Below are 24,210 nucleotides of genomic sequence, written 5' to 3'. Positions count from 1 at the left end.
CCACAGGTGCGCGGAGCGCCGGAAAAGCTGAGGCCATCGATCAGAGGTGCAGAAGCATCCGACTGTTGCCCAAGGTGTTCGGCTTCACTCGTTCGAGACCGAGGAACTCGGCGACACCCTCGTCATAGGAACGCAGCAGCTCCATGTAGACATCGGTCTTGACCGGGGTCTCGCCGATCTCGACGAAGCCGTGCTTCGCGAAGAACTCGACTTCGAAGGTGAGGCAGAAAACCCGGCTCACCCCGAGGGTACGGGCGGTACGCAACAACTGCTCCAGCACCTGATGCCCGACTCCGGCGCCCTTCAAGCCCCGGTCGACGGCGAGAGTGCGCACTTCGGCAAGGTCTTCCCACATCACGTGGAGAGCGCCGCAGCCGACGACCTGGCCGTCGGACTCGCGTTCCGCGACCCAGAACTCCTGGATGTCCTCGTAAAGGACGACCGGAGCTTTGTCGAGCAGGATCCGCTGCTGCACGTACTGGTCGAGGAGGCGGCGCAGCGCGGGAACATCACGCGTCCGGGCACGGCGGATCGTCACTGATTCTGCATGTGCAGTGGAAAACTCTCCCATGGCTGCGGACGTTATCGCCCCGGCTCCTGCGGGCGCTCGGCGGACTCCCCCTCGGCCACGGGCGGAGCGGGGGGTTCGGGGGTGGTGTCGGAGCCCGACTCGTCGTCGTACTGGACGACCCGCACGGCGTCACGGAGGGCTTCCCGCTGTTCCGCGGACATCATGCCGAAGAAGGCCACGAGGGCGGCCGCGGGGTTGTCGCTCGTCGACCACGCTTCGTTCATCAGTGCGGCCGAGTAGGCGGCGCGGGTGGAGACCGCCGTATATCGATAGGCGCGGCCTTCGGCTTCCCGGCGGACCCAGCCCTTCTGATGAAGATTGTCCATAACGGTCATGACCGTGGTGTACGCGATGGACCGTTCCTGCTGGAGGTCTTCCAGGACTTCTCGCACGGTGACCGGGCGGTTCCACTGCCACACCCGTGTCATGACGGCGTCTTCGAGTTCTCCCAAGGGGCGAGGCACAGCAGCACGATAGTGCGGCTTGTGCGGAATTGCCCGACTATTCGCTCGGCAACGCGCAAGAAAATCGGGCGCACGGCCGGTGAAGCCGCACGCCCTGAGGGTTACTTCTGCTGCTGCTGGGTGGCCTCGGCCCGGGCGAGCACGGCGTCGACCGCCGCGTCCTCCTTGGCCTTGTTGGAACCGCCCTGGCTCTTCACGATCGTCATGACGAGAGCGATGAAGAACACGGCCATCACGAAGGGGGGCACGAGCGCGGAGACATAGTCCATGCCCCACAGCGTAGCTACCCGGCGGCCCGCCCGGCCGCCGGGGGCGGGCTGGGCTTGCGGCGCGGCGGGAACACCTCACCGGGGGTCGGAATCGGCCGCTCCGGGCTCGGCGGCTCCTTGGGCTGCGGCGCCGGGCGGGCCGGCGGCTCGTCCTTCTCCTTGCCGCCGGCCAGGGCCAGCAGCCGGGTCCGGGGCGCGGGGGCGGTCGACAGGCGCCGCCGTACGGAGCGCTCCGCGACCGTCCGGACCCGTTCCAGCAGCGCGGCGGCGACCGGATTGGCGCGGAGCGCGCGCAGGGCGGCGAGGTCGTCGGGCTCCGGTTCGTACCCGGCGGCCAGGGCGTCCTGCAGCAGCTCCAGGTAGCCGGAGAGACTGCCGGGCAGGGCGCCGCGGTAGCGGGCGAGGTCCGCGAGGAGGAACGCTCTGAGCCGGCCCGCCTCCTGGACCGCTTCGTCCACCGACCGCGCGAGGCGCAGGCAGTCCTGGACCTCCTCGGCCGCCAGGGGGGCCGAGGAGGACTGAAGGGCGTGGGCGAGGAGGCGCCTGAGCAGGTGCAGCTCAGCGGCGCTGAACGCCATGCCGCCGCGGGATCCGTAGGGCGTGGGCATGGGCCGAAGATACGCGCTAATCGGACAAAATCCCCTGATCGCGGGTGCGGCGCGCTCGGCGGGTCCCTCAGCCGGTCTCTTTGACCGCGCGCAGGAAGTCGGCCCAGGCGGCCTGGGTGGTGGCGAGCACGAGGTGGGCGGGGTCGGCGCGGTCGGCGACCTTGACGAGGGCTCCGGGGGCGGTGGCGACGTAGACGCAGGCGTCGCCCTCACTGCAGAACGAGGACTTACGCCACGCGGGCTGAGTGGTCATGGTGTCTCCTCCGGGCGCGGTGGCCGGTAATTGCCGTCAATGACGGTAACGCCGTGGCCGGGCCGCGCCGATGGCTTTCGGGAATTCGGCGTTTCGTACTTGCCTTCCGAGGGCGGTGCGGGTACCGCTGAGCTGGGTCTCTCCCCGCCCCGCCCGTTCGCCGTTTCCCGGGGGCTCCGCCCCGGACCCCGCGCCTCGAACGCCGGCGGGGCTGGATTCCGCCGGCAGGACGCCCCCTAGATGCGGGCCACGAAGGCCGAGACCGCTTCGTGGACGTCGGACTCCGTCCAGGACAGGCCCGGCTCGGTGATTTCCAGTTCCGTCACCGCCAGGCCCGGCGGGCCGTCGGCGGACCAGCGGCGGAAGAGGACCGTGCCCGTCTCCTCGGCCTGGCGCAGCCCCGCCTGCGTCAGCCGGTCCGGCTCGTACGGGAGCCACACCTGGAACTGGTGGGTGTGCGGCTCCTCCGGGTGGATACGGGCCCAGGGGACCCCCGAGTCCGCGAACGCCGAGCGCAGCGCCCGGGCCACCACCCGCGCCTGGGCCACGTACGACGGCAGGCGGGGCAGTTCCCGTTCCAGTCCGGCCAGCGCGGAGAGGGCCTGCGGGAACTGCCGGAAGATCTGGCCGCCGTAGCGGTGCCGCCAGACCCGGGTCTCCTCGACGAATTCCCGCGGCCCCGCCAGGGCCGCCCCGCTGAGGCCGCCGAGCGACTTGTAGAAGGAGACGTACACCGAGTCCGCGAGGCCCGCGATCTCCGGCAGGGTGCGGCCGAAGTGGACGGTGGACTCCCACAGCCGGGCCCCGTCGAAGTGGACGACCGCGTCCCGCGCCCGTGCCGCCTCGGTGAGCGCCTCAAGCTCCTCCCAGGTGGGCAGCAGGAAGCCCGCGTCCCGCAGGGGCAGCTCCACCATCAGCGTGCCGAAGGGCTCCCGGAGCGACTCGACGTCCGCGGCCGACGGCGGGCGGGCCTCCGTCGTCGGGTGCGCCACCCGCAGCCCGGAGACGGCCGACAGGGCGTCCCCCTCCCACCGCTCCGGATGGCTCATCGGGTGCAGCGCCACCACCGGGTTCCCGGTCCGGCCGGCCCAGCACCGCAGCGCGATCTGCTGCGCCATCGTGCCGCTGGGGAAGAACGCCGCGTCCTCGGTCCCCAGCAGCTCGGCGACCTTGCGCTCCAGCGCGCCGACGACCCCGTCGCCGTAGACGTCGGCCGGCCCGGCCATGTCGTACGGGGCTTCGGCGAGCGAGCCGAGCAGCTCGCCCACGGTGGGCTCCAGCAGGCTGCGCGACAGCTTCCGCTCCGCCCCGCGCCAGGCCGCTACCAGCCGCTTCGTACGTTCGATGTCCTCGCTGTCATCACTCATGGGGAAAGATCCTCGCTCCCGTCACCGCCGACCGGCCAACTGCCCCAGGAGCTAGCATGGCGGCGTATCGTCCGGTACCCCCCGCGGACTGGAACGGAAGGGCCCTCCCCGCGTGAATCCATCACAGCAGCCACGCCCTGCCCGGCTCGCCGTCGGCGTCGTCGGAGCCGGCCGCGTCGGTCCCGCGCTGGCGTGTGCGCTCCAGCAGGCCGGGCACCGGCCCGTCGCCGTCTCCGGAGTCTCCGACTCGTCCGTGCGCCGGGCCGCGCGGATGCTGCCCGATGTGCCGCTCGTACCGCCCGCGCAGGTGCTGGAGCTGGCCGACCTGGTGCTCCTGACCGTCCCCGACGACGCGCTGCCGTCCCTCGTGGAGGGCCTCGCCGAGACCGGCGCGGTCCGGCCCGGACAGCTCCTGGTGCACACCTCCGGCCGGTACGGGACCTCCGTGCTCGACCCCGCGCGCCGCGCGGGCGCCCTGCCGCTGGCCCTGCACCCGGCGATGACCTTCACCGGGACCGAGGTCGACGTGCAGCGGCTCGCCGGCTGCTCCTTCGGGGTCACCGCCCCCGAGGAGCTGCGCCTGGCCGCCGAGGCCCTGGTCATCGAGATGGGCGGGGAGCCCGAGTGGATCGCGGAGGAGAACCGTCCGCTCTACCACGCGGCCCTGGCCCTCGGCGCGAACCACCTGGTCACGCTGGTCGCCCAGTCGATGGAGCTGCTGGCCAAGGCCGGGGTGGAGCACCCCGACCGGATGCTCGGCCCGCTGCTCGGCGCGGCCCTCGACAACGCCCTGCGCTCCGGTGACGCCGCCCTGACCGGGCCGGTGGCCCGCGGGGACGCCGGTACGGTCGCCGCGCACGTCTCGGAGCTGCGCAGGCACGCGCCCGGCGCGGTCGCCGGATACCTGGCGATGGCCCGCACGACCGCGGACCGGGCCCTCGCGCACGGTCTGCTCAAGCCCGAACTCGCCGAGGACCTGCTCGGTGTGCTCGCCGACACGGAGTCCGACGGGGGCGACCGGTGACCGACCTGCTGCTGCACACCGCGGAGGAGCTGCACAAGCTGTCGCGCACCGGCCGCCGGGCCGTGGTGATGACCATGGGCGCCCTCCACGAGGGCCACGCCACCTTGATCCGCACGGCCCGCGAACAGGCCGGGCCCGAGGGGCAGGTCGTCGTCACCGTCTTCGTCAACCCCCTGCAGTTCGGGGCGGGCGAGGACCTCGACCGCTACCCCCGCACCCTCGACGCGGATCTGCGGATCGCCGAAGAGGCGGGCGCCGACGCGGTGTTCGCCCCCGCCGTCGACGAGGTCTACCCGGGCGGTGACCCGCAGGTGCGGATCACCGCCGGACCCATGGGCGAGCGTCTCGAAGGGGCCACCCGCCCCGGGCACTTCGACGGAATGCTGACCGTCGTCGCCAAGCTGCTCCACCTCACCCGCCCCGACCTGGCCCTCTTCGGCCAGAAGGACGCGCAGCAACTGGCCCTGATCCGGCGGATGGTGACCGACCTGAACTTCCCCGTCGAGGTGGTCGGCGTACCGACCGTCCGCGAGGAGGACGGGCTCGCGCTGTCGTCCCGCAACCGCTACCTCTCGGCCGCGGAACGGCACACCGCCCTGGCCCTGTCCCGCGCCCTGTTCGCCGGGCGCGACCGCCTCGCCGCGCAGGCGGCCCTGCGCGCCCGCGCCGAGGCCTCCCCGGCCAGCGACGAGCGGGCCACCGCCCTGGCCCGTCTCGGCGAGATCCGCGCCTCCGCCGACGCGCACGCCGTCTCGGCGGCGGGCGCCGGACTGCCGGACGCCGTACGGGCCGCCGCGCTGCACGTCCTGGACGAGGCGGGCCGCCACGAGCCGCCGCTCGTGCTGGACTACCTGGCGCTGGTGGACCCGCTGGACTTCACCGAGACCGGTCAGGACTTCACCGGGCGGGCCGTGCTGGCCGTCGCCGCGAAGGTGGGCGCGACCCGGCTGATCGACAACATCCCATTGGAATTCGGAGCACACTCGTGAGCACCCCAGGCAGAGGCATCCCGTCGGGCGGGGCAGGCGCAGGCACCGGCATACGGCTGCACGCACCGGCCCCCGGCTGGTCCCTCGACGCCGATGTCGTGGTCGTCGGTTCCGGCGTGGCGGGCCTGACCGCCGCGCTGCGCTGCGCCGCCGGGGGCCGCCGTACCGTCGTGGTCACCAAGGCCCGGCTCGACGACGGCTCCACCCGCTGGGCGCAGGGCGGAATCGCCGCGGCCCTCGGCGAGGGCGACACCCCCGAGCAGCACCTCGACGACACCCTGGTCGCCGGTGCGGGCCTGTGCGACGAGGAGGCCGTCCGGCTGCTCGTCACCGAGGGCCCCGACGCGGTACGGCGGCTGATGGCCACCGGCGCGGTCTTCGACACCTCCACGGAGACCGGCGAGATAGAACTGACCCGCGAGGGCGGGCACCACCGCCGCCGGATCGCGCACGCGGGCGGCGACGCCACCGGCGCCGAGATCTCGCGGGCGCTCGTCGAGGCCGTCCAGGCCGCGGGCATCGAGACCGTGGAGAACGCCCTCGTCCTGGACCTGCTGCAGGACGCGCAGGGCCGTACGGCCGGTGTGACCCTGCACGTCATGGGCGAGGGCCAGCACGACGGGGTCGGTGCCGTGCACGCGCCCGCCGTGATCCTCGCGACCGGCGGGATGGGCCAGGTCTTCTCCGCGACGACCAACCCGTCGGTGTCCACCGGTGACGGCGTGGCGCTCGCGCTGCGGGCCGGCGCCGAGGTCTCCGACCTCGAATTCGTGCAGTTCCACCCGACGGTGCTCTTCCTCGGCCCGGACGCCGAGGGACAGCAGCCGCTGGTGTCGGAGGCGGTCCGGGGCGAGGGCGCGTACCTCGTCGACGCGGACGGCGTGCGCTTCATGCAGGGCCAGCACGAGCTCGCCGAGCTCGCGCCGCGCGACATCGTCGCCAAGGGCATCATGCGCCGCATGCAGGAGCAGGGCGCGCAGCACATGTACCTCGACGCCCGGCACTTCGGCGCGCGGATGTGGGAGCAGCGCTTCCCGACCATCCTGGCCGCCTGCCGCTCCCACGGCATCGACCCGGTGACCGAGCCCATCCCGGTGGCGCCCGCCGCGCACTACGCGTCCGGCGGCGTCCGCACGGACCTGCAGGGGCGGACCACCGTCCCCGGCCTGTACGCCTGCGGCGAGGTCGCCTGCACCGGTGTGCACGGCGCGAACCGGCTGGCCTCCAACTCCCTGCTGGAGGGTCTGGTCTTCGCCGAGCGGATCGCCGATGACATCGTCGCCGAGCGGCTCGCCGGCAGCGGCCCGGGCATACCGGTCCCGGCGACCGGCCCGCTGCAGCCCGCCGGGGCCCGGTACGAGGTCCAGCGGATCATGACGGAGGGCGCGGGCGTGCTCCGCTCCGCCGACTCGCTCAGTGCCGCGGCCGACGCCCTCGAAGGGCTGTACGCCACCGCCCTGAACGATCTCGAAGCGCACGGCAAGACCGCCGAGCCGGGCGTGGACACCTGGGAGGCCACGAACCTGCTGTGCGTGGCGCGGGTCCTGGTCGCCGCGGCGCAGCGGCGCGTGGAGACCCGCGGCTGCCACTGGCGCGAGGACCACCCCGAGCGGGACGATGCGCACTGGCGCCGCCATCTCGTCGTCCGGCTCTCGGCGACCGAGAAGCGCGCCCTGGTCGTCGTACCCACCGACTCCGCGGACTTCCCGTCCGTGCACCCCCTGAGCACCCCGAGCCTGGAGCAGTGACCGTGAGCACCCCCGAACTTCCCCTGATCGACCAGAACGACGGCGGCTGCGGCGACGACTGCGCCTGCGGTGACGGCGAGGAGAGCGGCCTGGACCCGGCGCTGGCGCAGCTGCTCGCCGACGCCGGCCTGGACCCGATCGAGGTCGAGGACATCGCGCACATGGCGCTGTCGGAGGACCTGGACGGCGGCGTGGACGTGACGACCGTCGCGACCGTGCCGGAGGAGGCCGAGGCCGTCGCCGACTTCGTCGCGCGCGAGGGCGGTGTCGTGGCCGGTCTGCGGATCGCCGAGGCCGTGTTCTCCGTGGTCTGCACGGAGGCCTTCGAGGTGGAGCGGCACGCGGAGGACGGCGACACCGTCGAGGCCGGGCAGCTGCTGCTGTCCGTGCGCTCGCGCACCCGTGACCTGCTGACGGCCGAGCGCAGCGCGCTGAACATCATGTGCCGGCTGTCGGGCATCGCGACGGCCACCCGCCGCTGGGCCGACGTGCTGGAGGGCACCGCGGCGAAGGTCCGCGACACCCGCAAGACCACGCCGGGCCTGCGCTCGCTGGAGAAGTACGCGGTGCGCTGCGGCGGCGGCGTCAACCACCGGATGTCGCTCTCGGACGCCGCGCTGGTCAAGGACAACCACGTGGTGGCGGCGGGCGGCGTCGCGCAGGCCTTCAAGGCCGTGCGCGAGGCCTTCCCGGAGGTCCCGATCGAGGTCGAGGTCGACACGCTGGAGCAGATCGGGGAGGTCCTGGAGGCCGGCGCCGACCTGATCCTGCTGGACAACTTCACGGTCGGGCAGACCGCTCAGGCCGTGGCCCTGGTGGCCGGCCGCGCGGTGCTGGAGTCCTCGGGCCGCCTCACCCTGGACACCGCCCGCGCGTACGCGGAGACCGGCGTGGACTACCTGGCGGTCGGCGCGCTGACCCACTCCTCGCCGATCCTGGACATCGGGCTCGATCTGCGCGAGGCGGTGTAACCCGTGCTCCTCACCATCGACGTAGGCAACACCCACACGGTCCTGGGCCTGTTCGACGGTGACGAGATCGTCGAGCACTGGCGCATCTCGACCGACCCGCGGCGCACGGCCGACGAGATGGCCGTGCTGATGCAGGGCCTGATGGGCATGCACCCGATGCTCGGCAGCGAGCTGGGCGACGGGATCCACGGCATCGCGATCTGCTCGACGGTGCCGTCGGTCCTGCACGAGCTGCGCGAGGTGACCCGGCGCTACTACGGCGACGTGCCGGCGGTGCTGGTGGAGCCCGGCATCAAGACGGGCGTGCCGATCCTCATGGACAACCCGAAGGAGGTCGGCGCGGACCGCATCATCAACGCGGTCGCGGCGGTCGAGCTCTACGGGGGCCCGGCGATCGTGGTCGACTTCGGTACGGCGACCACCTTCGACGCGGTGTCCGCGAAGGGCGAGTACGTGGGCGGGGTGATCTCCCCGGGCATCGAGATCTCGATGGAGGCGCTCGGCGTACGGGGTGCCCAGCTGCGGAAGATCGAGCTGGCCCGGCCGCGCAACGTGATCGGGAAGTCCACGGTCGAGGCGATGCAGTCGGGCGTGGTCTACGGCTTCGCGGGGCAGGTCGACGGGGTCGTGACCCGGATGGCGAAGGAGCTGGCCGGACCGCACGGCGACCCGGACGACGTGCGGGTCATCGCCACGGGCGGGCTGGCTCCGATGGTGCTGGGCGAGTCCTCGGTGATCGACGACCACGAGCCGTGGCTGACGCTGATCGGGCTGCGGCTCGTGTACCAGCGCAACGCGCCCAATTTCGAGTAGCGGGGGCGGAAGGGTCCCGGGCCGGGCCGGGCTCGGGGCCTCGCCGGATCAGCACGCCCGCGGTCAGCACGCCCGCGGTCAGCACGCCCGCGGGCGGACGAATATCCGGCGCAGGGCCGCGCGCCAGGGGTGGCGGCCCGATCTGCCGTCCATGACGGCGCGGGCCTGCTCGTACGAGCGGAGCGAGCGCAGGACGGCGACGTCGTCCCGCCCCGGCGGCGGGGGCATCGGGGCGCCCTGCTGGGACGCCCGGTAGGTGTCGATCATGTACTGCTCGATTGCGGTCATGCCCCAAGCCTCACCCCGTCGGCGGCATCGCGCACGACAGTTGACGTTCCCCGTCAATCGACGGCTTGAAAGCGCCCCTGCGGCCACAAATGATCACTCGTCCGGCCGCCGCGCCGGGGCGCCCGCAGCCACTCGTACGGCGGGACCGGGAGGCCCGTCCCGGCCTTTACCGCGTGCACGTAACGACAGAATGGCTTGATGAGCGTCACGATCGACATCGCAGGCCTGCCCACCGAGCGGATCACTTTCGCGCCCTCCCCGCTCGCCGAGCTCTGCATGGCCCTGCACGCGCTCTCCCAGCCCGCGCACCACCCGGGGCTGACCTCCTGGACCACCGCCACCGCCGCCTCGCTCGATCCGTGCCTCGCGGACCGGCTGCTGGAGGCCGACTTCATGTGGCGGAGCTCGTTCTCCGACATCTTCATGCCCTTCGCCGGGCTGCCCGGCGGAACCGGGCAGCCGGCCGCGACACTGGCCGAGGCGCTGGACGTGCTCGACCGGCTGGACGACGAGCGGTTCGTGCGGGCGGCCCTGGAGCAGTGCTGGCTGGCGCTCTACAACGAGGGCGGGCCGTCCTCCTCACCTCTGGACAACCCGGCGGCGCGTGCCAAGGCACTGGAGACGGCCGCCGCCCGCGGCCCGCGCCAGCTGGACTTCTCCATGCGGCTCCTCGACGACACGGCCGCCGTGCGGGTGTGGATGCGACGCCTCCTGGAGGACTGCGACGAGGCCTTCTTCGCCGAGACGTGGAAGCGCGTCGAGCCCGGGCAGAGTGCCGACGCCCGGCACAAGACGGAGGTGCTGCGCCGCAAGGGGCTGCCGACCGTGCTGAAGGAGGTCTCGGCGGCGCTGAGCGTCGACGAGGCCGGCACCACCATCACCGCCGACAAGATGGTCCACGGATCGACGACCGCGACCGATCACCGAATAGGCACCGGTCTGGTCTTCGTGCCGACCAACTTCGGCTGGCCGCATCTGCTGGTGCTGCACGCGCCGGGCTGGCGGCCGGTGGTCCACTATCCGCTCGGCTCCCCCGAACTGGCCTCCGAGCCCGGCTCGGTGGAGCTGCTCCAGCGGCGGATGGAGGCGCTGGCGCATCCGATGCGGATGATGCTGTGCCGGAGCCTGGCCCGGGCCCCGTTCACGACGAGCGAGCTGGCGACCGTGTACGGGATCACCGCGCCTGAGGTGTCGCGGCATCTGGCCGTCCTGAAGAAGGCCGGCCTGATGCACACGCGGCGTCAGGGCCGGTACGCCCAGCACCAGTTGGACCTGACGGCGGTCGCGCGCATCGGATCGGACTTCATCGAGGGCATCCTTCGCTAGGCCGAACCGGCGTGTGGTTGGCTTGATTTGGGCGGCCCAGATTCACCGATATACGGAATTCATAAACCGGAATCAGCGAAAACTCTGGCCATGGTGGCCACTTGCTGTCTAACGTGCGTCCACCGATCCCCCACGTAACGCGCACCACTTCTGCTCACGCGCTCCACCACGCTCCACCACGCTCCACCACGCTCCGCCGTGCTGTGCCCTGCTCCGCCCTGCCCTGCTCGCCTTTGCCGTGGAAGGACCTTCATGCCCTCACGCCGTATAGCCGCAGCAACCGCCGCCCTGGCAGCCGCAGCCCTCGTCTCGCCGCTGCTGCTGGCCGGACCGGCCGGAGCCACCGCAAGCCCGCAGAGCGACGCCGCCCGGGGTGACGCGCTCGCCAAGAAGCTGGTCAAGGAAGCGACCGGCAAGGGCGCCTACAACCACCTCAAGGTCCTGCAGTCGCTCGCCGACTACAACAACGGCAACCGCGCGGCCGGCTCGAAGGGGCACGTGCAGTCGGCCAAGTACATCGAGGCCGTGATGAAGGCGGCCGGTTACAAGGTCACCAAGAACGAATTCGACTTCGTGTACGTCGAGACCATCGAGGAGAAGCTGACGGTGGGCGGCGCGAACCAGCGCGACGTACCGATCCACCTGATGTCGTACACGGCGAACAGCCCGGAGGGCGGTGTGACCGCCGGCGTCTCCGTCGCCCCGGTCGACGCTGACGGGACGAACGGCTGCGAGCCCGGCGACTTCGCCTCCGGCACCTTCACCGGCAAGATCGCCCTGGTCAAGCGCGGCGGCTGCACCTTCGCGGCCAAGCAGGCCAACGCGGCGGCGGCCGGCGCGGTCGGCGCGATCATCTACAACAACACCGCGGGCGCCCTCAACGGAACCCTCGGCGACCCGGACGCGGGCAAGATCCCGACGGGCGGCATCACCCAGGAGGACGGCGAGAAGCTCGCCGCCGAGGCCGCGGCCGGCCCGGTCGAGGTCACCCTCGACATCCGGCAGCTGCGCGAGAACCGCAAGACGTACAACGTCATCGCCGAGACCAAGGGCGGCGACGAGAACAACACCGTCTTCCTCGGCTCGCACCTCGACTCGGTCGCGGCCGGCCCCGGCATCAACGACAACGGGTCCGGATCGGCCGGCATCCTCCAGGTCGCGCAGCGCCTCGCGAGCAGCCAGTCGAAGATCAAGAACAAGGTCAAGTTCGCCTGGTGGTCGGCGGAGGAGTTCGGCCTGCTCGGCTCCGAGGCGTACGTCGCCGGGCTGAGCGACGCGCAGAAGAAGCAGATCAAGCTCTACCTGAACTTCGACATGATCGCCTCGCCGAACGCCGCGTACTTCGTCTACGACGGCGACGACTCGGACGCGACCGGCGCGGGCCCCGGCCCGGAGGGCTCCGCCCAGCTGGAGAAGGGGATCAACGACTTCCTCGACTCGAAGAAGATCCCGCACGAGGGCACGGACTTCTCGGGCCGCTCGGACTACGGCCCCTTCATCGAGGTGGGCATCCCGTCCGGCGGTACCTTCACCGGCGCCGAGGGCATCAAGACCCCGGAGCAGGCCGCGAAGTTCGGTGGCCAGGCGGGTGTCGCCTACGACGTGAACTACCACGGCAAGGGTGACGACATCACCAACATCGACCAGAAGGCGCTCGACATCAACGTCGACGTCATCGCGGACGCGGTCGGCCACTACGCCTTCGACCTGGCCCCGCTGTCGAAGCCGGTCGTCTCGCAGCCGACGGGCGGCTCGGGCAGCGGCGGCGGCCTGCACCAGGGCCACGACGAGGTGAAGCAGTAACCACGGAGGCAGATGCACAGGAGGGCCGGGATCCCGCAGCGGATCCCGGCCCTCCGCGTTCTCGGCGGGTCGCTCCGCGTTCTCGGCGGGTCGCTCCGCGTTTCCCGGCGGGTCAGTGCGCGTTCTCGGCGGGTCAGTGCGCCGCCCGCGCGCCCGGCCACGCCGGGGCCGGGATGCCGGCCGGCTGGACCAGCCAGCCGAAGGCGCCCAGCCCGGCGCGGTCCGTGAGCTCCGCCGCCTCACCGGCCGAGGACAGGGCCCGTACGTAGGCCACCGGGTCCGCCGAGGCCAGGGCCAGCGGCGGCCGGGCCCCCGAGACGCCGAGCGCGGCCAGGGCCTCGCGCTGGGTCAGCAGGACCGCCCCGGGCCCCGCACAGGAGTCCAGGGCCACGTGGGCGGTGACGTCGCAGGAGCCGTCCGGCACCGGCGGGACCTCCCGGCCGCCGCGGAAACCCGTCAGGGTGCCGTACGGGGGCCGTGCGCCCCGGGTGTGGGCGTAGTCCACCGCCACCGCCAGGCCCCGCTCCAGGGTCCCTGCGGCGGCCGCCCAGGCCTCGTCACGCGCACGGCCGATCTCGGCGCGGCCGCCGCCGGGCCACCACCGCTCCAGCCAGGCCCGGTCCGCGCCGTCCAGCGGGCCGCCCGCGCTCTCCGTACCGTCCGGGGCGACGAGCACGTAGTGCCCGTCCTCGGCGACCTCCAGCGGCACGTTGTCCAGCCATTCGTTGGCGAAGAGCAGTCCGCTCGCCCCTTCGGGCGGGGCCGCGACCCAGCGGATCCGCGGGTCGAGCCCGGCGGGCCGCTCCGCCCGTTCCACGGCGTACGGGCGCACCCGCGCGGCCGTCTGCGGCTCCAGCGCGGCGAGCACCCCGGTCAGCAGCTCCCCCCGCCCGGCCCCGACGTCGACCAGGTCCAGCTCCGCCGGGTGCCCGAGCGCGGTGTCCACCCAGCGCAGCAGCCGGGCCACGGCCGCGGCGTAGAGGGGCGAGGCGTGCACGGAGGTACGGAAGTGCCCGGCGGGTCCCGGCCCGCCGGGCCGCACGTAGAAGCCTTCGGGCCCGTACAGCGCGGCCTCCATCGCACCGCGCCACCGGACCGGGGTCACGCCTTCACCCTGAGAGCTCACCGGACAAAGGGTAGGCTTCCGTCCACCCTGGGGAGTACGCCCCCGGTGTCAGGTTCGAACCTCTGGTTGACTCCAGCACCTATCTGCGTTCCCTACTCTGGGTTACGTGCAGCGCCTCTACGACTTCTTCCGCAGACACCCGACGGGCGTCGACAGCTTCTGGGCTGTCCTCCTCTTCGGGATCGGGATGCTGCAAGTCGCCGACGACAGTTTCAGCAGCACCACCGCACGGATGCTCGCCGTCCCGGCGGTGGTCGCCATGAGCGTCGTGGTGGCCCTGCGCCGCAAGTGGACTCAAGCGATGTTCTGGCTGGCCGTCGGCACCGGCGTCTACAAACTGATCGTCCATGCCGAGGTGAACAACGCCGACCTCGCGATGCTGATCATCCTGTACACGGTCGCCGCCTCCGCCGACATCTCGCGCCGGATGTCCCGTACCGCGTTCGCCATCGGATGCCTCGCCTCCCCCCTGTACGCCCTGCGCTTCGCGGTGGACAAGGGCAACTTGCGCGACAACTTCTTCTTCGTGCTCTTCGCCATCGTCCCGTTCGCCCTCGCCTGGGTGCTCGGCGACTCCCTGCGCACCCGCCGGGCCTACTACGCCCAGCTCGTCGAGCGGAACCAGCGCCTGGAGAACCAGCGCGAGGCCCAGGCGAAGGTGGCCGTGGCCGCCGAGCGCGCCCGGATCGCCCGCGAGCTGCACGACGTCGTCGCCCACAACGTCTCGGTGATGGTGGTCCAGGCGGACGGGGCGGCGTACGTCATGGACGCGGCCCCCGAACAGGCCAAGGAAGCCCTCCAGACCATCTCCGGCACCGGGCGCCAGGCGCTCGCCGAGATGCGGCGGCTGCTGGGCGTCCTGCGCACCGGCGAGCCGCAGGAGTCCGAGGACTACGTTCCCCAGCCGGACGTCGAGCAGATCGAGGTCCTGGTCGAGCAGGTGCGGACGGCCGGGCTCGCGGTGGACTTCGAGGTCGAGGGCACGCCGCGGCGGCTGCCCAGCGGGGTCGAGCTGACGGCGTACCGGATCGTGCAGGAGGCGCTGACCAACACCCGCAAGCACGGCGGCCCAGAAGCGAAGGCCAGCGTCCGGCTGGTCTACTTCGACGACGGGCTCGGCCTGCTGGTCGAGGACGACGGCCGGGGCGCGGCCCACGAGCTGTACGAGGACGGCGGCGCGGACGGCGCCGGGCACGGGCTGATCGGCATGCGCGAGCGGATCGGTATGGTCGGCGGAACCCTGGACGCGGGGCCGCGGCCCGGTGGCGGCTTCCGGATCAGCGCACTGCTGCCCCTGAAGAAGAGATGACGAGGACGAGGTAACTGATGTCCATCCGCGTGATGCTGGTCGACGACCAGGTGCTCCTGCGCACCGGTTTCCGTATGGTGCTCGCCGCCCAGCCGGACATGGAGGTCGTCGCCGAGGCGGGCGACGGCCTGGAGGCGCTGGAGGTGCTGCGGGCCACGAAGGTGGACGTGGTGCTGATGGACGTCCGCATGCCCAGGCTGGACGGGGTGGAGGCGACGCGGCGGATCTGCGAGCCGGAGGAGCACCCGAAGGTGATCATCCTGACCACCTTCGACCTGGACGAGTACGCCTTCTCGGGCCTGAAGGCGGGCGCGAGCGGATTCATGCTGAAGGACGTCCCGCCGGGCGAGCTGCTCGCGGCCATCCGCTCGGTGCACAGCGGGGACGCGGTGGTGGCCCCGTCCACGACGCGGCGCCTGCTGGACCGCTTCGCGCCGATGCTGCCGACGACCACGCAGGAGCCGCAGAACAAGGACATCGAGCGGCTGACGGAGCGCGAGCGCGAGGTCATGCTGCTGGTGGCGCAGGGCCTGTCGAACGGCGAGATCGCGGCCCGGCTGGTCCTGTCGGAGGCGACGGTGAAGACCCATGTGGGCCGGATCCTGACCAAGCTGGGGCTGCGCGACCGGGTCCAGGTGGTGGTCCTGGCGTACGAGACGGGCCTGGTCCGCGCGGGCGGCGGCGCCGGCTAGCACCTGCTTCGGACGCTCCCCTCGGGCCGCCCGGCCCGAGGGGAGCACCCGCTGGTGCGGGCGCTGTACGCCGAGCCCCTCCTGCCGTTCGGTCCTACCCGAAGAGCCTGGCGGGGGTCACCCGGCCGTACAGCTCATCGAGACCGATCAAGAGCACGTCTCCGCCATCCCTTGCCACCTCGTCTCGCAGTGCGCCGCTGAATCCAGCGGCGGCGGCCGCGCCGGAGCTAGGGGGTGCCGGCCATGCCGTTCCCCGTCCCCGGCTCGGTCATCCAGCGGTCCGGACGGGCCGAGGCCCGGGAGGTGCGGGAGCGTGCGGCCTGGGCGTGCAGCAGGGTCGCGGCCTCCGGCTCCGGGCGGAGCCGGGCCGTGACCGTGCAGTTCGCGCCGGTGTCCACGTGGACGTCGGCGACGCCGCGGGCGCGGGCCCAGGGGCCCTGCGTGAAGCGGACGCTCTGCACCTTGGCGTGCGGGACGACGTCCGTACGCCGGCACAGGCGGCCGTGCCGGGCGGCGAACACCTCCGGGGAGACCGCCAGGGCGTAGCCCTTCCACCACACCGGGACCACCCAGCGGGACCCGGCCCGCGGGGAGCCGGAGAAGGACAGGGCCGCCAGGTCCACCCCGGGCAGCACCCGGGCGATCATGGCGAAGGCGGCGTCCTTGGAGGCCACGGGGATCAGGACCGTGTTGTTCGAGCCCGCCACCTTCAGCTCCACCCGGACCAGGCCGCGCCGCCGCCACAGCAGCGGCTCCACGATCCGTACGCATTGCACGCGCCCCGGCGGCACGGTCTCGTGGGCCCGGTCCAGCAGCCCGTGGTCCAGGCGCAGCCCGTCCGGGGACTCGGCGACCCGCCAGTCGTACTCGGTGAGGAAGCGGCCCGCGGTGCCCGCCCAGACCGCGCCGAGCATCGGGAGCACGGCGACGAGGGCCGCCCACGGGCTGGAGCTGAGCCACCACACGAGGGGCGGCACGATCAGGCCGGGGACCAGCAGGGCCCAGACGCCCAGGTTGAGCAGCAGCGACACGACGAGCTCGCGCGGGGTCACGCGCAGCAGTTCGCTCTCGGGGGCCTCGCCCAGTCTCACGGCCTCCTCGGGGGCGAAACCGGCCGCGCGGGCGAGGAGCTCGGCGCGCAGGGCGACGGCCTCCTTCTCGCCGAGGAAGGACAGCTGGTCCTTGTCCTCGGTGCCGATGACGTCGAGCCGGAGGCTGGCGACGCCGGTCAGCCGGGCCAGCAGGGGGCGGGTGACGTCCACGGCCTGGAGCCGGTCGAGGCGGATGTGCGCGGTGCGGCGGAAGAAGAGCCCGCTGCGGATGCGCAGTTCGGTGTCGGTGATGGCGTAGTGGGTGAACCACCAGCTCAGGAATCCGTAGGCGCCGAAGACCACGATCAGGCCCGCCACCGCCGCCACCCGCAGGAGGGCGGACAGGTCGGCCACCCACCTCCCGGCCTGGTCGCCCTGCTGGGCGATCACACCGACGGTCGCGGCGATCGGCACCCAGGCGCGGCGCAGCGGGGTGAAGGGGTGCAGCCTGCGCTCCACGGCGGGGCCGCCCGTCGGGCCGCTGCCGGCGGGGCCGGCTGCGGGGCGAGTGGCGGGATCGGCTGCGGGATCGCCCGCGGCGGGTCCGTCGGCGCCGTCGGCCGGAGCGGGGCTCACAGGCCCGCCGACCTTGCCTCGCCGAGGGCGGTGAGCCGGTCGCGCAGCCGCTCCGCCTCGGCCGGCACCAGCCCGGGGATCTTGGCGTCGCTGGCCGCCGCGGCCGTGTGCAGCTGCACGGAGGCCAGGCCGAAGCGGCGCTCCAGCGGGCCGGAGGTGACCTCCACCAGCTGCATCCGCCCGTACGGCACCACGGTCTCCTCCCGCCACAGCACACCCCGGCTGATCAGCAGGTCGTCCGCGCGCTCGGCGTACCGCCAGGACCGCCAGTTCCGGCCGAGGAGCACCCAGCCCCAGGCCAGGACCGCGAGCCAGAACGCCCCGAGGGCCGCCCACGCCGGGCCGAGCGTCAGCCCGAGCACGACGGCGGTCACGGCGGCGAGCAGCACCGTCCATATCAGCAGCAGCGTCCGCCTCAGCGTGAGCAGCCCGCCCGGCAGCCCGACCCATGCGGGTCCGTCCGTCTCACCCATCGTCCCCGTTTCCATGCGTCCACCCTAGGGCTGAGACAATGCCCGCATGACGGAGACCACGGTCGGTATCGGCGGAGCGGCGGAGAGCACCGACATGGTGCTCAACATCGGCCCCCAGCACCCTTCCACGCACGGCGTGCTGCGCCTGCGCCTCGTCCTGGACGGCGAGCGGATCGTCAGCGCCGAACCGGTGGTCGGCTACATGCACCGCGGTGCGGAGAAACTCTTCGAGGCCCGCGACTACCGGCAGATCGTGATGCTCGCGAACCGCCACGACTGGCTGTCCGCGTTCTCGAACGAGCTGGGCGTGGTCATGGCGGTCGAGCGGATGCTCGGCATGGAGGTCCCCGAGCGGGCCGTGTGGATGCGGACGCTGCTGGCCGAGCTGAACCGGGTGCTGAACCACCTGATGTTCCTCGGCTCGTACCCCCTCGAACTGGGCGGGATCACCCCGATCTTCCACGCGTTCCGGGAGCGCGAGGAGCTCCAGGCCGTCATGGAGGAGATCTCCGGCGGCCGTATGCACTACATGTTCAACCGCGTCGGCGGCCTCAAGGAGGACCTCCCGGCCGGCTGGCTCGGCCGGGCGCGCGCCGCGATCGCCGACGTCCGGACCCGGATGGACGTCTACGACAAGCTGGTCCACGGGAACGAGATCTTCCGCGCCCGTACGCGCGGGGTCGGCGTCCTGTCCGCCGAGGCGGTGCACGCGTACGGGGTCTCCGGCCCGATCGCCCGCGCCTCCGGTGTCGACTTCGACCTGCGCCGCGACGAGCCGTACCTGGCCTACGGCGAGCTCCAGGACGTCCTGAAGGTGATCACCCGCACCGAGGGCGACTGTCTGGCCCGCTTCGAGTGCCTGCTGGACCAGACCCACAACGCGCTCGACCTGGCCGTGGCCTGCCTGGACCGGATGGACGACCTCCCGCCGGGGCCGATCAACCAGCGGCTGCCGAAGGTCCTGAAGGCGCCCGAGGGACACACGTACGCCTGGACCGAGAACCCGCTCGGCATCAACGGCTACTACCTCGTCTCCAAGGGCGAGAAGACCCCGTACCGGCTGAAGCTGCGCAGCGCCTCGTACAACAACATCCAGGCGCTGGCCGTGCTGCTGCCGGGGCAGTTGGTCGCCGACATGGTGGCGATCCTGGGCTCGCTCTTCTTCGTGGTCGGCGACATCGACAAATAGCCGCTCGCGGGGCAGATGCCCGATCTAGGGTGGCCCCATGATCATTTCTGGCATATATGCCGCGTACCTCGGGCGGATCGGCATCACCGAACCAGGATCCCCCTCCGCCGAAGGGCTGTTCGCGCTCACGCGGGCCCATCTGGAACGGATCCCGTTCGAGAACACCGAGATCCAGCTGGGGCGGCCGCCGGGCATCGACCCCGAGCTCTCCGTGCGCCGCATCGGCGCCGGGCGCGGCGGCTACTGCTTCCATCTCAACGGCGCCTTCGCGGCGCTGCTGGAGCACCTCGGGTACGACGTGACGCGTCACGTCGGTGGCATGAGCGCGGATCCGGATTCCCCGGAGGTGAGCGGCGACCACCTCACCCTGACCGTACGGATCGACGGGCAGGCCTTCCTCGTGGACGTCGGCCTGGGCGACGGTCCGCCCGAGCCGCTGCCCCTGCGCGAGGGCACGTACGAGCGGGGCTTCCGGTACGGCCTGCGGCCGCTCGGGAGCGCGGACGGGCCCGACACGGGCTGGACCTTCCTCAACGAGGACTCGCCCTTCCCCGCGATGAACTTCCGCTCGGCCCCCGCGACCATGGCCGACTTCGAGGACGAACACCTGCGGCTGTCCACCGCCGAGGACTCCCCCTTCCTGCAGTCCTTCTTCATGCTGCGGCGCAACGCCGGGGTCATCAACCGGCTGCACGGCAGGATCCTGCTGACCCTCGACCCGCAGGGCGGCCGCGACAAGCGGGAACTCACCTCCCCGGAGGAGCTCTTCGAGGTCATGGCCACGGCCTTCGGGCGCGAGCTCGACGACCTGACGCCGGCGGACCGGGCCGCGCTGTGGGACCGGGTGCAGCGGGCGCACGAGGCCTGGCTCGCCTCCCAGCAGGACTGATGTCGGTGCGGCAGGGCAGACTGGGCGCCATGTCCCACTCTCCCCGCCGGGCCTGCCCCTCCTGCGGCCGCGACTGCGCCGTCACCGCCGGACGGATCGCCCGCCACGATCCGCCCTCCGGGCGGGGGCGCGGCGACCTGGTGTCCTGCCCCGGATCCCGGGCCCGGGTGGTGCTCGGCGCCTCCGCGCCGACCCTGGACGGCTTCGTACTGGCCGAACACCCGGGGCAGCTCCCGCTGTTCTGAGGATCCGGGGAACCGAGGACTACGCGGCGGGGCGCGGTGCCGGCCACCGCGAGCCCGCGCTGACCGGCAAGACACGCCCTGGCCCTGACCCCCGGCGGGCTCCCCCGTCCGTCCGGGGGACAACCCCCGCGGCCGAGGGGGGCCGTCAGGATGTCGGGGCGCGGCGGGCGTCCGTAGCGTTCCCGGCATGACGATCACGCAGCACAGCAAGCAGCAGCGCCGGCAGTGGCTGCGGCGCGGCGCCGCCGCCGTGGCCCTCGCCGCCGTACTCGGCGGGATCGCCGCCCCGGCGGCCATGGCCGCGCCCGCCGCACGGGCCACCGCACCGGCCGCCGCCCGGGGCGATCTGGTCTCCGTGATCCCGCTGGACACCCTCGACCGCGACCGGGTCGTCGCCGAACTCGGCACGCTGGGCATCGACCCGGCGACAGTCCGGTACGGCGTGCGCGCCTACCGGCTGACCTACGCCACCGTGGACCCGCAGGGCCGGCCCACCACCGCGACCGGGCTGTTCGTCCTGCCGCGCGGCGGCCCGCACCGCCTCGACCTGGTCTCCGACACCCACGGTACGGTCGCCACCCGCGACGACGCCCCGTCCGGGGGCGCCGGCTCCAACCGGCTCACCCCCTACCTGCACGCCTCCGCCGGCCGGGCCGTCGCCGCGCCGGACTACCTGGGCCTGGGCGGCGGCCCGGGCAGCCACCCGTACATGGACACCCGGTCCTCGGTCACGGCCTCCGTCGACATGCTGAAGGCCGCCCGTACCGCCGCCGACCGGCTGGGCCGCCCGGTCAGCAGGGACGTGTACGCCACCGGCTTCTCCCAGGGCGGGCAGGTGGCGATGGCCCTGGGCCGCGAGCTCTCCCGCGGACGGGACGGCCTGCGGCTGCGGGCGCTGGCTCCGATGGCCGGGCCGCACGACCTGCTCGGCAGCGAGTTCCCCGGGCTCACCGACGGCCGGGTCGATCCGCGCGTCGGCGTCTTCTACCTCTCCTACTTCCTCACGGCCCAGAACCGGCTCCACCCTCTCTACAAGGACCCGGCCGAGGTGTTCCGCGCGCCCTATGCACAGGCTGTGGAAGGACTGTTCGACGGGAGCCACCGGCCGCAGGACATCGTGGCCGCGCTCCCGGCGACGCCGCAGGAGCTGCTGACCCCGCAGTGGACCGAGAACATCCGCGGCCCGCGCGGGGCCCTGCTGGAGGCGATACGGGCCAACGACGGCGTCTGCGACTGGAAGCCCGCCGTGCCCGTACGCCTCTACGCGGCCGGGGGCGACACGGACGTACCGATCGCCAACTCCCGGGCCTGCGCCGCCGATCTGGCCCGACACGGGGTCCGGGCGAAGGTCGTGGACCAGGGCCCGGACGCCGACCACACGGCCACCGCGGTCCGCTCGGCACCGCAGGTGGTCCGCTGGTTCGACTCGATCCGCTAGGCCGCGGCCTGCCGGGCCGGCCGGGCCGTGCCGCCCAGCAGGCCGATCAGGCGCGAGCTGCTGTCCGCGCCGAAGCCCGCCTCGACACCGCGCCGGTAGAGCTCGGCGTGCGCGGTCAGGATCCCGGTGTCCACACCGGAGTCGGCGGCCGTGTGCAGGATGTGCTCGACGCTGGCGGCGCACATGGCGAGGCGCTCGTGCTCGCCGCCGTGCTCGCCGGCGTCGATCAGCGGGGCGCCTCCGGTGTAGAAGCCGCGCATGCTGTCGGCCGTGTAACCGGCGTACGGGAGGATGTCCGCCGCCGTCAGCCCGTTGGCGCGGGCGACGGCGACGGCCTGGTACCAGCCGGTGTAGGCGGTCCAGAAAAGGATCATGTTGAGCTGGTAGTAGAGCTGCGCGTGGCCGGGATCGGCGCCCCGGTAGTCGGTGGCGGCGAGCACGTCGAGCGCGGCGCGGTGCTCCTCGTAGACCTCCGGCGGGCCGCTGACGAAGACGGAGGAGCCCTCCTGGCCGATGCCGGCCGGCGGCACGTTGACCCCGCCGGTGAGGTACGCGGCCCCGCGCGCCTCGGCCCAGCGGGCGGCGGCACGGGCCTTGTCCGGGACGTCCGAGGACAGGTTGGCCAGTACGCGGCCGCCGAGGTCGGTGTCGCCGAGCGTGCCGTACATGGCCTCGACGTCGATGAGGCTGAGCACGGTCAGCCGGCTCGCGGCGACTGCCTCGGCGACGTCGGCGGCGCGATGGGCCCCACGGGCGACGAGCTCGTCGTCCTTGCCCGCGCTGCGGTTCCACACGGTGACCTCGAAGCCGGCGTCGAGATAGGCGGCGGCCATGGCACGGCCCATCGGGCCGAGGCCCACGACGGTGACCTTGGCGTCCTGGGCCCTGGTGGTACGGATCTGGTTCATGACGGAGTTCTCCCCCACGCATCGTCTGGAACGAACGCTCTATCCAGCGCTCGGGACGACCGTAGCACGGGACTAGAACGAACGCTCTATCTAGATTCGGCGGTAGGATCACGCCCATGGCAACAGCAGCGACGACCACAGCACCCGGGACGCGCGACCGGCTGGTGCGCACCGCATCCCGCCTCATGCAGCACGGCGGATACGAAAACACCCCGGTCAAGCAGCTCGTCCGCGAGGCCGAGGCCACCCTCGGCTCGCTGTACCACTTCTTCCCGGGCGGCAAGCAGGAACTCGCGGTGGCCGCGATCCACTTCGGCGACGAGGAGTTCGCGGAGCTGCTCCGCGCCGGGCTCGCCGCCCACACCGACCCCGCGGAGGCGGTCGAGGGCGTGGCCGCCGTGCTCGCGCAGGCGCTGGAGGCCTCCGACTGGCGGGACGGCTGCCCGGTGACGGCCACGGCTCTGGAGACGGTCGGCCGCCTCCCGGAGCTCCAGGCGGCCTGCGCCCAGGCCTTCGCCAACTGGCAGCACCTGGTGGCCGCGAAGCTCCTGGCGTCGGGCTACCCGGAGCCGGAGGCCCGCGACCTGGCGATCACCGTGATCAACACCCTGGAGGGCGCCGAGACGACCTCACAGGTCACCATGAGCCGCACCCCGCTGCTGGTGGCGGGCCGGCACCTGGCCCGGCTGGTGGCCTCCTACCGGGACTGACCCCGGCGACCGGCCGGGCAGGTGCGACAGGACAGGACCTAGGAGATCGCGGTCCGCAGGCGCGCCACGTCGATCGGCTCGGTCTCGTCATGGGCCGTCAGGTCGATGACCTGGCCCACCGCGCGGGTCTCGTCGGTCGCCGGCTTGAACTCCGGCTCGGCCACGGCCTGGGCGGACTCGGCCTTGTGCACCGCGAGGGCCTCCGCGCCGACCACGTCGGCCAGGTCCTCGTTCTGCACCGACTCGATCACCGCCCGGGCCTGCGCCGCGTTCTTGGTGCCGAAGAAGTCGAAGCCGCCCTCGACGCGCGAGGCGGTACGCCGCTGGGCCGCGTACGGGGCCACCGCGGCCGCCGGACGGCGCGCCGGGAGCGAGGCCGCGGCAGCGGGGGCGGGAGCGTGGCCACGGCCGGGACCGGGACCGGGATCGGGCTCCGGGGCCGACGGCCCCGCGGGCAGCGCCCGCGCCTCCCGCCGGCGGGAGGCCAGCGCCTCCAGGGCCGAGTGGGCCCGGGCGTAGCCGACCGCGGTGGGCGCGCCCGCCGAGGTGCGCTCCTCGGTGACGGGCGGAAGTTCCTTCGGCGCGGCGGCCGGCGCGGCGGAGGCCTCGATGGCCAGCAGCCGGCGACCCTCCAGGGCGCTGGCGCGCTCGGTCTCGGCGGTCGCGTACCGCCGCAGCAGCGCCGCGTGCTCGCCGCGCAGGCCCGCCAGTTCGACCCGCTTGGCGCGCAGCTTGGCGTCGAGCCTGGCCCGCAGCATCCGGGCCTCTTCGAGGTCGGATTCGAGCTCGGCTATCCGCTCGTCGGTCCGCCACTCGTCCTTGACCCGCTCGCGCGCGAGCTCGGCGACGCGGCGGCCCGCCGAGCGGTCCCAGGCGCGCATGACGACGGCGCCGGCGACCCCGGCCGCCGCCGTGACGGCCACGAGGAGCCGGAGCGCCATCGGTTCCGCCAGCAGCCAGGCCGCGCCGGCGGCGGCGACGGACACACCGGCCACGGTCGTCGGCGTGAGAAGCCGGTGCAGGGGTTCGGGATTGCGGTGGCGTCCACGGGGCATGGCCCGAAATTTACA

26 protein-coding genes are annotated in these 24,210 nt (G+C 72.9%); 14 read left to right on the top strand and 12 right to left on the bottom strand.

The window, feature by feature from the left end:
• Positions 1-40: 40 nt before the first annotated feature.
• From ACFY0D_RS02400 to ACFY0D_RS02375, 6 genes are all read right to left on the bottom strand, one after another.
• The gene (locus tag ACFY0D_RS02400; protein ID WP_301368256.1) at positions 41-571 is read right to left on the bottom strand and encodes an amino-acid N-acetyltransferase; all 531 of its coding nucleotides are present in this window, start codon (positions 569-571) and stop codon (positions 41-43) included.
• 11 nt (positions 572-582) lie between these two features.
• Positions 583-1,035: a BlaI/MecI/CopY family transcriptional regulator gene (locus ACFY0D_RS02395; protein ID WP_390796537.1), complete on the bottom strand. Its 453-nt coding sequence runs from the start codon at positions 1,033-1,035 to the stop codon at positions 583-585.
• A 101-nt stretch (positions 1,036-1,136) separates the two neighbouring features.
• On the bottom strand, positions 1,137-1,304 hold the full coding sequence (locus tag ACFY0D_RS02390) for a hypothetical protein (protein ID WP_030009899.1): 168 nt from the start codon (positions 1,302-1,304) through the stop codon (positions 1,137-1,139).
• A gap of 14 nt (positions 1,305-1,318) precedes the next feature.
• Positions 1,319-1,882, bottom strand: a complete 564-nt coding sequence (locus ACFY0D_RS02385) for a hypothetical protein (RefSeq protein WP_301374560.1) — start codon at positions 1,880-1,882, stop codon at positions 1,319-1,321.
• 97 nt (positions 1,883-1,979) lie between these two features.
• A complete protein-coding gene (locus ACFY0D_RS02380) occupies positions 1,980-2,165 on the bottom strand; it encodes a DUF397 domain-containing protein (protein WP_030389722.1) in 186 nt (61 codons plus the stop codon).
• 236 nt (positions 2,166-2,401) lie between these two features.
• On the bottom strand, positions 2,402-3,532 hold the full coding sequence (locus ACFY0D_RS02375; RefSeq protein WP_390796536.1) for a threonine aldolase family protein: 1,131 nt from the start codon (positions 3,530-3,532) through the stop codon (positions 2,402-2,404).
• A gap of 112 nt (positions 3,533-3,644) precedes the next feature.
• Here ACFY0D_RS02375 and ACFY0D_RS02370 point away from each other — a divergent pair, with 112 nt between their 5' ends.
• From ACFY0D_RS02370 to ACFY0D_RS02350, 5 genes are read left to right on the top strand one after another with little or no spacing between them, the layout of a single operon-like run.
• Complete coding sequence (locus ACFY0D_RS02370; protein ID WP_301368263.1) at positions 3,645-4,556, top strand: Rossmann-like and DUF2520 domain-containing protein; 912 nt, start codon at positions 3,645-3,647, stop codon at positions 4,554-4,556.
• Complete coding sequence (panC, locus tag ACFY0D_RS02365) at positions 4,553-5,545, top strand: pantoate--beta-alanine ligase (RefSeq protein WP_390796535.1); 993 nt, start codon at positions 4,553-4,555, stop codon at positions 5,543-5,545. The genes ACFY0D_RS02370 and panC overlap by 4 nt, the downstream gene beginning before the upstream one ends.
• Positions 5,542-7,293 (top strand): L-aspartate oxidase, encoded by a 1,752-nt coding sequence (locus ACFY0D_RS02360; protein ID WP_390796534.1) that lies wholly within the window; start codon positions 5,542-5,544, stop codon positions 7,291-7,293. The genes panC and ACFY0D_RS02360 overlap by 4 nt, the downstream gene beginning before the upstream one ends.
• A gap of 2 nt (positions 7,294-7,295) precedes the next feature.
• Positions 7,296-8,264 (top strand): carboxylating nicotinate-nucleotide diphosphorylase, encoded by a 969-nt coding sequence (gene nadC, locus ACFY0D_RS02355; protein WP_390796533.1) that lies wholly within the window; start codon positions 7,296-7,298, stop codon positions 8,262-8,264.
• A gap of 3 nt (positions 8,265-8,267) precedes the next feature.
• Positions 8,268-9,077 (top strand): type III pantothenate kinase, encoded by an 810-nt coding sequence (locus ACFY0D_RS02350; protein ID WP_052876528.1) that lies wholly within the window; start codon positions 8,268-8,270, stop codon positions 9,075-9,077.
• A gap of 78 nt (positions 9,078-9,155) precedes the next feature.
• Here ACFY0D_RS02350 and ACFY0D_RS02345 read toward each other — a convergent pair whose 3' ends face one another.
• On the bottom strand, positions 9,156-9,365 hold the full coding sequence (locus ACFY0D_RS02345) for a hypothetical protein (protein ID WP_301368272.1): 210 nt from the start codon (positions 9,363-9,365) through the stop codon (positions 9,156-9,158).
• A gap of 198 nt (positions 9,366-9,563) precedes the next feature.
• Here ACFY0D_RS02345 and ACFY0D_RS02340 point away from each other — a divergent pair, with 198 nt between their 5' ends.
• Positions 9,564-10,691, top strand: coding sequence for a DUF5937 family protein (locus ACFY0D_RS02340; RefSeq protein ID WP_382549001.1), 1,128 nt, complete (start codon positions 9,564-9,566; stop codon positions 10,689-10,691).
• Between the two features lie 252 nt (positions 10,692-10,943).
• Positions 10,944-12,494, top strand: coding sequence for a M28 family metallopeptidase (locus tag ACFY0D_RS02335; protein ID WP_390796532.1), 1,551 nt, complete (start codon positions 10,944-10,946; stop codon positions 12,492-12,494).
• Positions 12,495-12,627: 133 nt separating this feature from the next.
• Here the strand turns inward: ACFY0D_RS02335 and ACFY0D_RS02330 are convergent, their stop codons facing one another.
• Positions 12,628-13,572: an SAM-dependent methyltransferase gene (locus ACFY0D_RS02330; protein ID WP_390796576.1), complete on the bottom strand. Its 945-nt coding sequence runs from the start codon at positions 13,570-13,572 to the stop codon at positions 12,628-12,630.
• A gap of 154 nt (positions 13,573-13,726) precedes the next feature.
• Here ACFY0D_RS02330 and ACFY0D_RS02325 point away from each other — a divergent pair, with 154 nt between their 5' ends.
• Together ACFY0D_RS02325 and ACFY0D_RS02320 are read left to right on the top strand one after the other, a co-directional pair.
• A complete protein-coding gene (locus tag ACFY0D_RS02325) occupies positions 13,727-14,929 on the top strand; it encodes a sensor histidine kinase (protein ID WP_390796531.1) in 1,203 nt (400 codons plus the stop codon).
• Between the two features lie 17 nt (positions 14,930-14,946).
• Complete coding sequence (locus tag ACFY0D_RS02320; protein WP_150258603.1) at positions 14,947-15,621, top strand: response regulator transcription factor; 675 nt, start codon at positions 14,947-14,949, stop codon at positions 15,619-15,621.
• Positions 15,622-15,848: 227 nt separating this feature from the next.
• Here ACFY0D_RS02320 and ACFY0D_RS02315 read toward each other — a convergent pair whose 3' ends face one another.
• Both ACFY0D_RS02315 and ACFY0D_RS02310 read right to left on the bottom strand, forming a co-directional pair.
• Positions 15,849-17,288: a PH domain-containing protein gene (locus tag ACFY0D_RS02315; protein ID WP_390796530.1), complete on the bottom strand. Its 1,440-nt coding sequence runs from the start codon at positions 17,286-17,288 to the stop codon at positions 15,849-15,851.
• Complete coding sequence (locus ACFY0D_RS02310; protein ID WP_150258602.1) at positions 17,285-17,776, bottom strand: PH domain-containing protein; 492 nt, start codon at positions 17,774-17,776, stop codon at positions 17,285-17,287. The genes ACFY0D_RS02315 and ACFY0D_RS02310 overlap by 4 nt, the downstream gene beginning before the upstream one ends.
• A gap of 31 nt (positions 17,777-17,807) precedes the next feature.
• Between ACFY0D_RS02310 and ACFY0D_RS02305 the strand changes: the two genes are divergently transcribed.
• The 4 genes from ACFY0D_RS02305 to ACFY0D_RS02290 all read left to right on the top strand — a co-directional run bounded on the left by ACFY0D_RS02305 (position 17,808) and on the right by ACFY0D_RS02290 (position 21,522).
• Complete coding sequence (locus tag ACFY0D_RS02305) at positions 17,808-18,950, top strand: NADH-quinone oxidoreductase subunit D (protein WP_189744048.1); 1,143 nt, start codon at positions 17,808-17,810, stop codon at positions 18,948-18,950.
• Between the two features lie 37 nt (positions 18,951-18,987).
• Positions 18,988-19,839: an arylamine N-acetyltransferase gene (locus ACFY0D_RS02300; protein WP_390796529.1), complete on the top strand. Its 852-nt coding sequence runs from the start codon at positions 18,988-18,990 to the stop codon at positions 19,837-19,839.
• A 29-nt stretch (positions 19,840-19,868) separates the two neighbouring features.
• A complete protein-coding gene (locus ACFY0D_RS02295; protein WP_301368292.1) occupies positions 19,869-20,084 on the top strand; it encodes a hypothetical protein in 216 nt (71 codons plus the stop codon).
• A gap of 187 nt (positions 20,085-20,271) precedes the next feature.
• Complete coding sequence (locus tag ACFY0D_RS02290) at positions 20,272-21,522, top strand: alpha/beta hydrolase family protein (protein ID WP_390796528.1); 1,251 nt, start codon at positions 20,272-20,274, stop codon at positions 21,520-21,522.
• Here the strand turns inward: ACFY0D_RS02290 and ACFY0D_RS02285 are convergent.
• Positions 21,519-22,430 (bottom strand): NAD(P)-dependent oxidoreductase, encoded by a 912-nt coding sequence (locus tag ACFY0D_RS02285; protein ID WP_390796527.1) that lies wholly within the window; start codon positions 22,428-22,430, stop codon positions 21,519-21,521. The two genes, ACFY0D_RS02290 and ACFY0D_RS02285, sit on opposite strands and share 4 nt — an antisense overlap.
• Before the next feature lie 116 nt (positions 22,431-22,546).
• On the opposite strand from ACFY0D_RS02285, the gene ACFY0D_RS02280 reads away from it, so the two are divergent.
• The gene (locus tag ACFY0D_RS02280; protein WP_390796526.1) at positions 22,547-23,140 is read left to right on the top strand and encodes a TetR/AcrR family transcriptional regulator; all 594 of its coding nucleotides are present in this window, start codon (positions 22,547-22,549) and stop codon (positions 23,138-23,140) included.
• Positions 23,141-23,178: 38 nt separating this feature from the next.
• Here the strand turns inward: ACFY0D_RS02280 and ACFY0D_RS02275 are convergent, their stop codons facing one another.
• Positions 23,179-24,195, bottom strand: coding sequence for a hypothetical protein (locus ACFY0D_RS02275; protein ID WP_390796525.1), 1,017 nt, complete (start codon positions 24,193-24,195; stop codon positions 23,179-23,181).
• Positions 24,196-24,210: the final 15 nt, after the last annotated feature.

It is taken from the genome of Streptomyces sp. NPDC001502, assembly GCF_042894785.1.
In the GTDB taxonomy this organism is placed as follows: domain Bacteria; phylum Actinomycetota; class Actinomycetes; order Streptomycetales; family Streptomycetaceae; genus Streptomyces; species Streptomyces kutzneri.
This window is presented reverse-complemented; position numbering and strand designations above follow the sequence as displayed.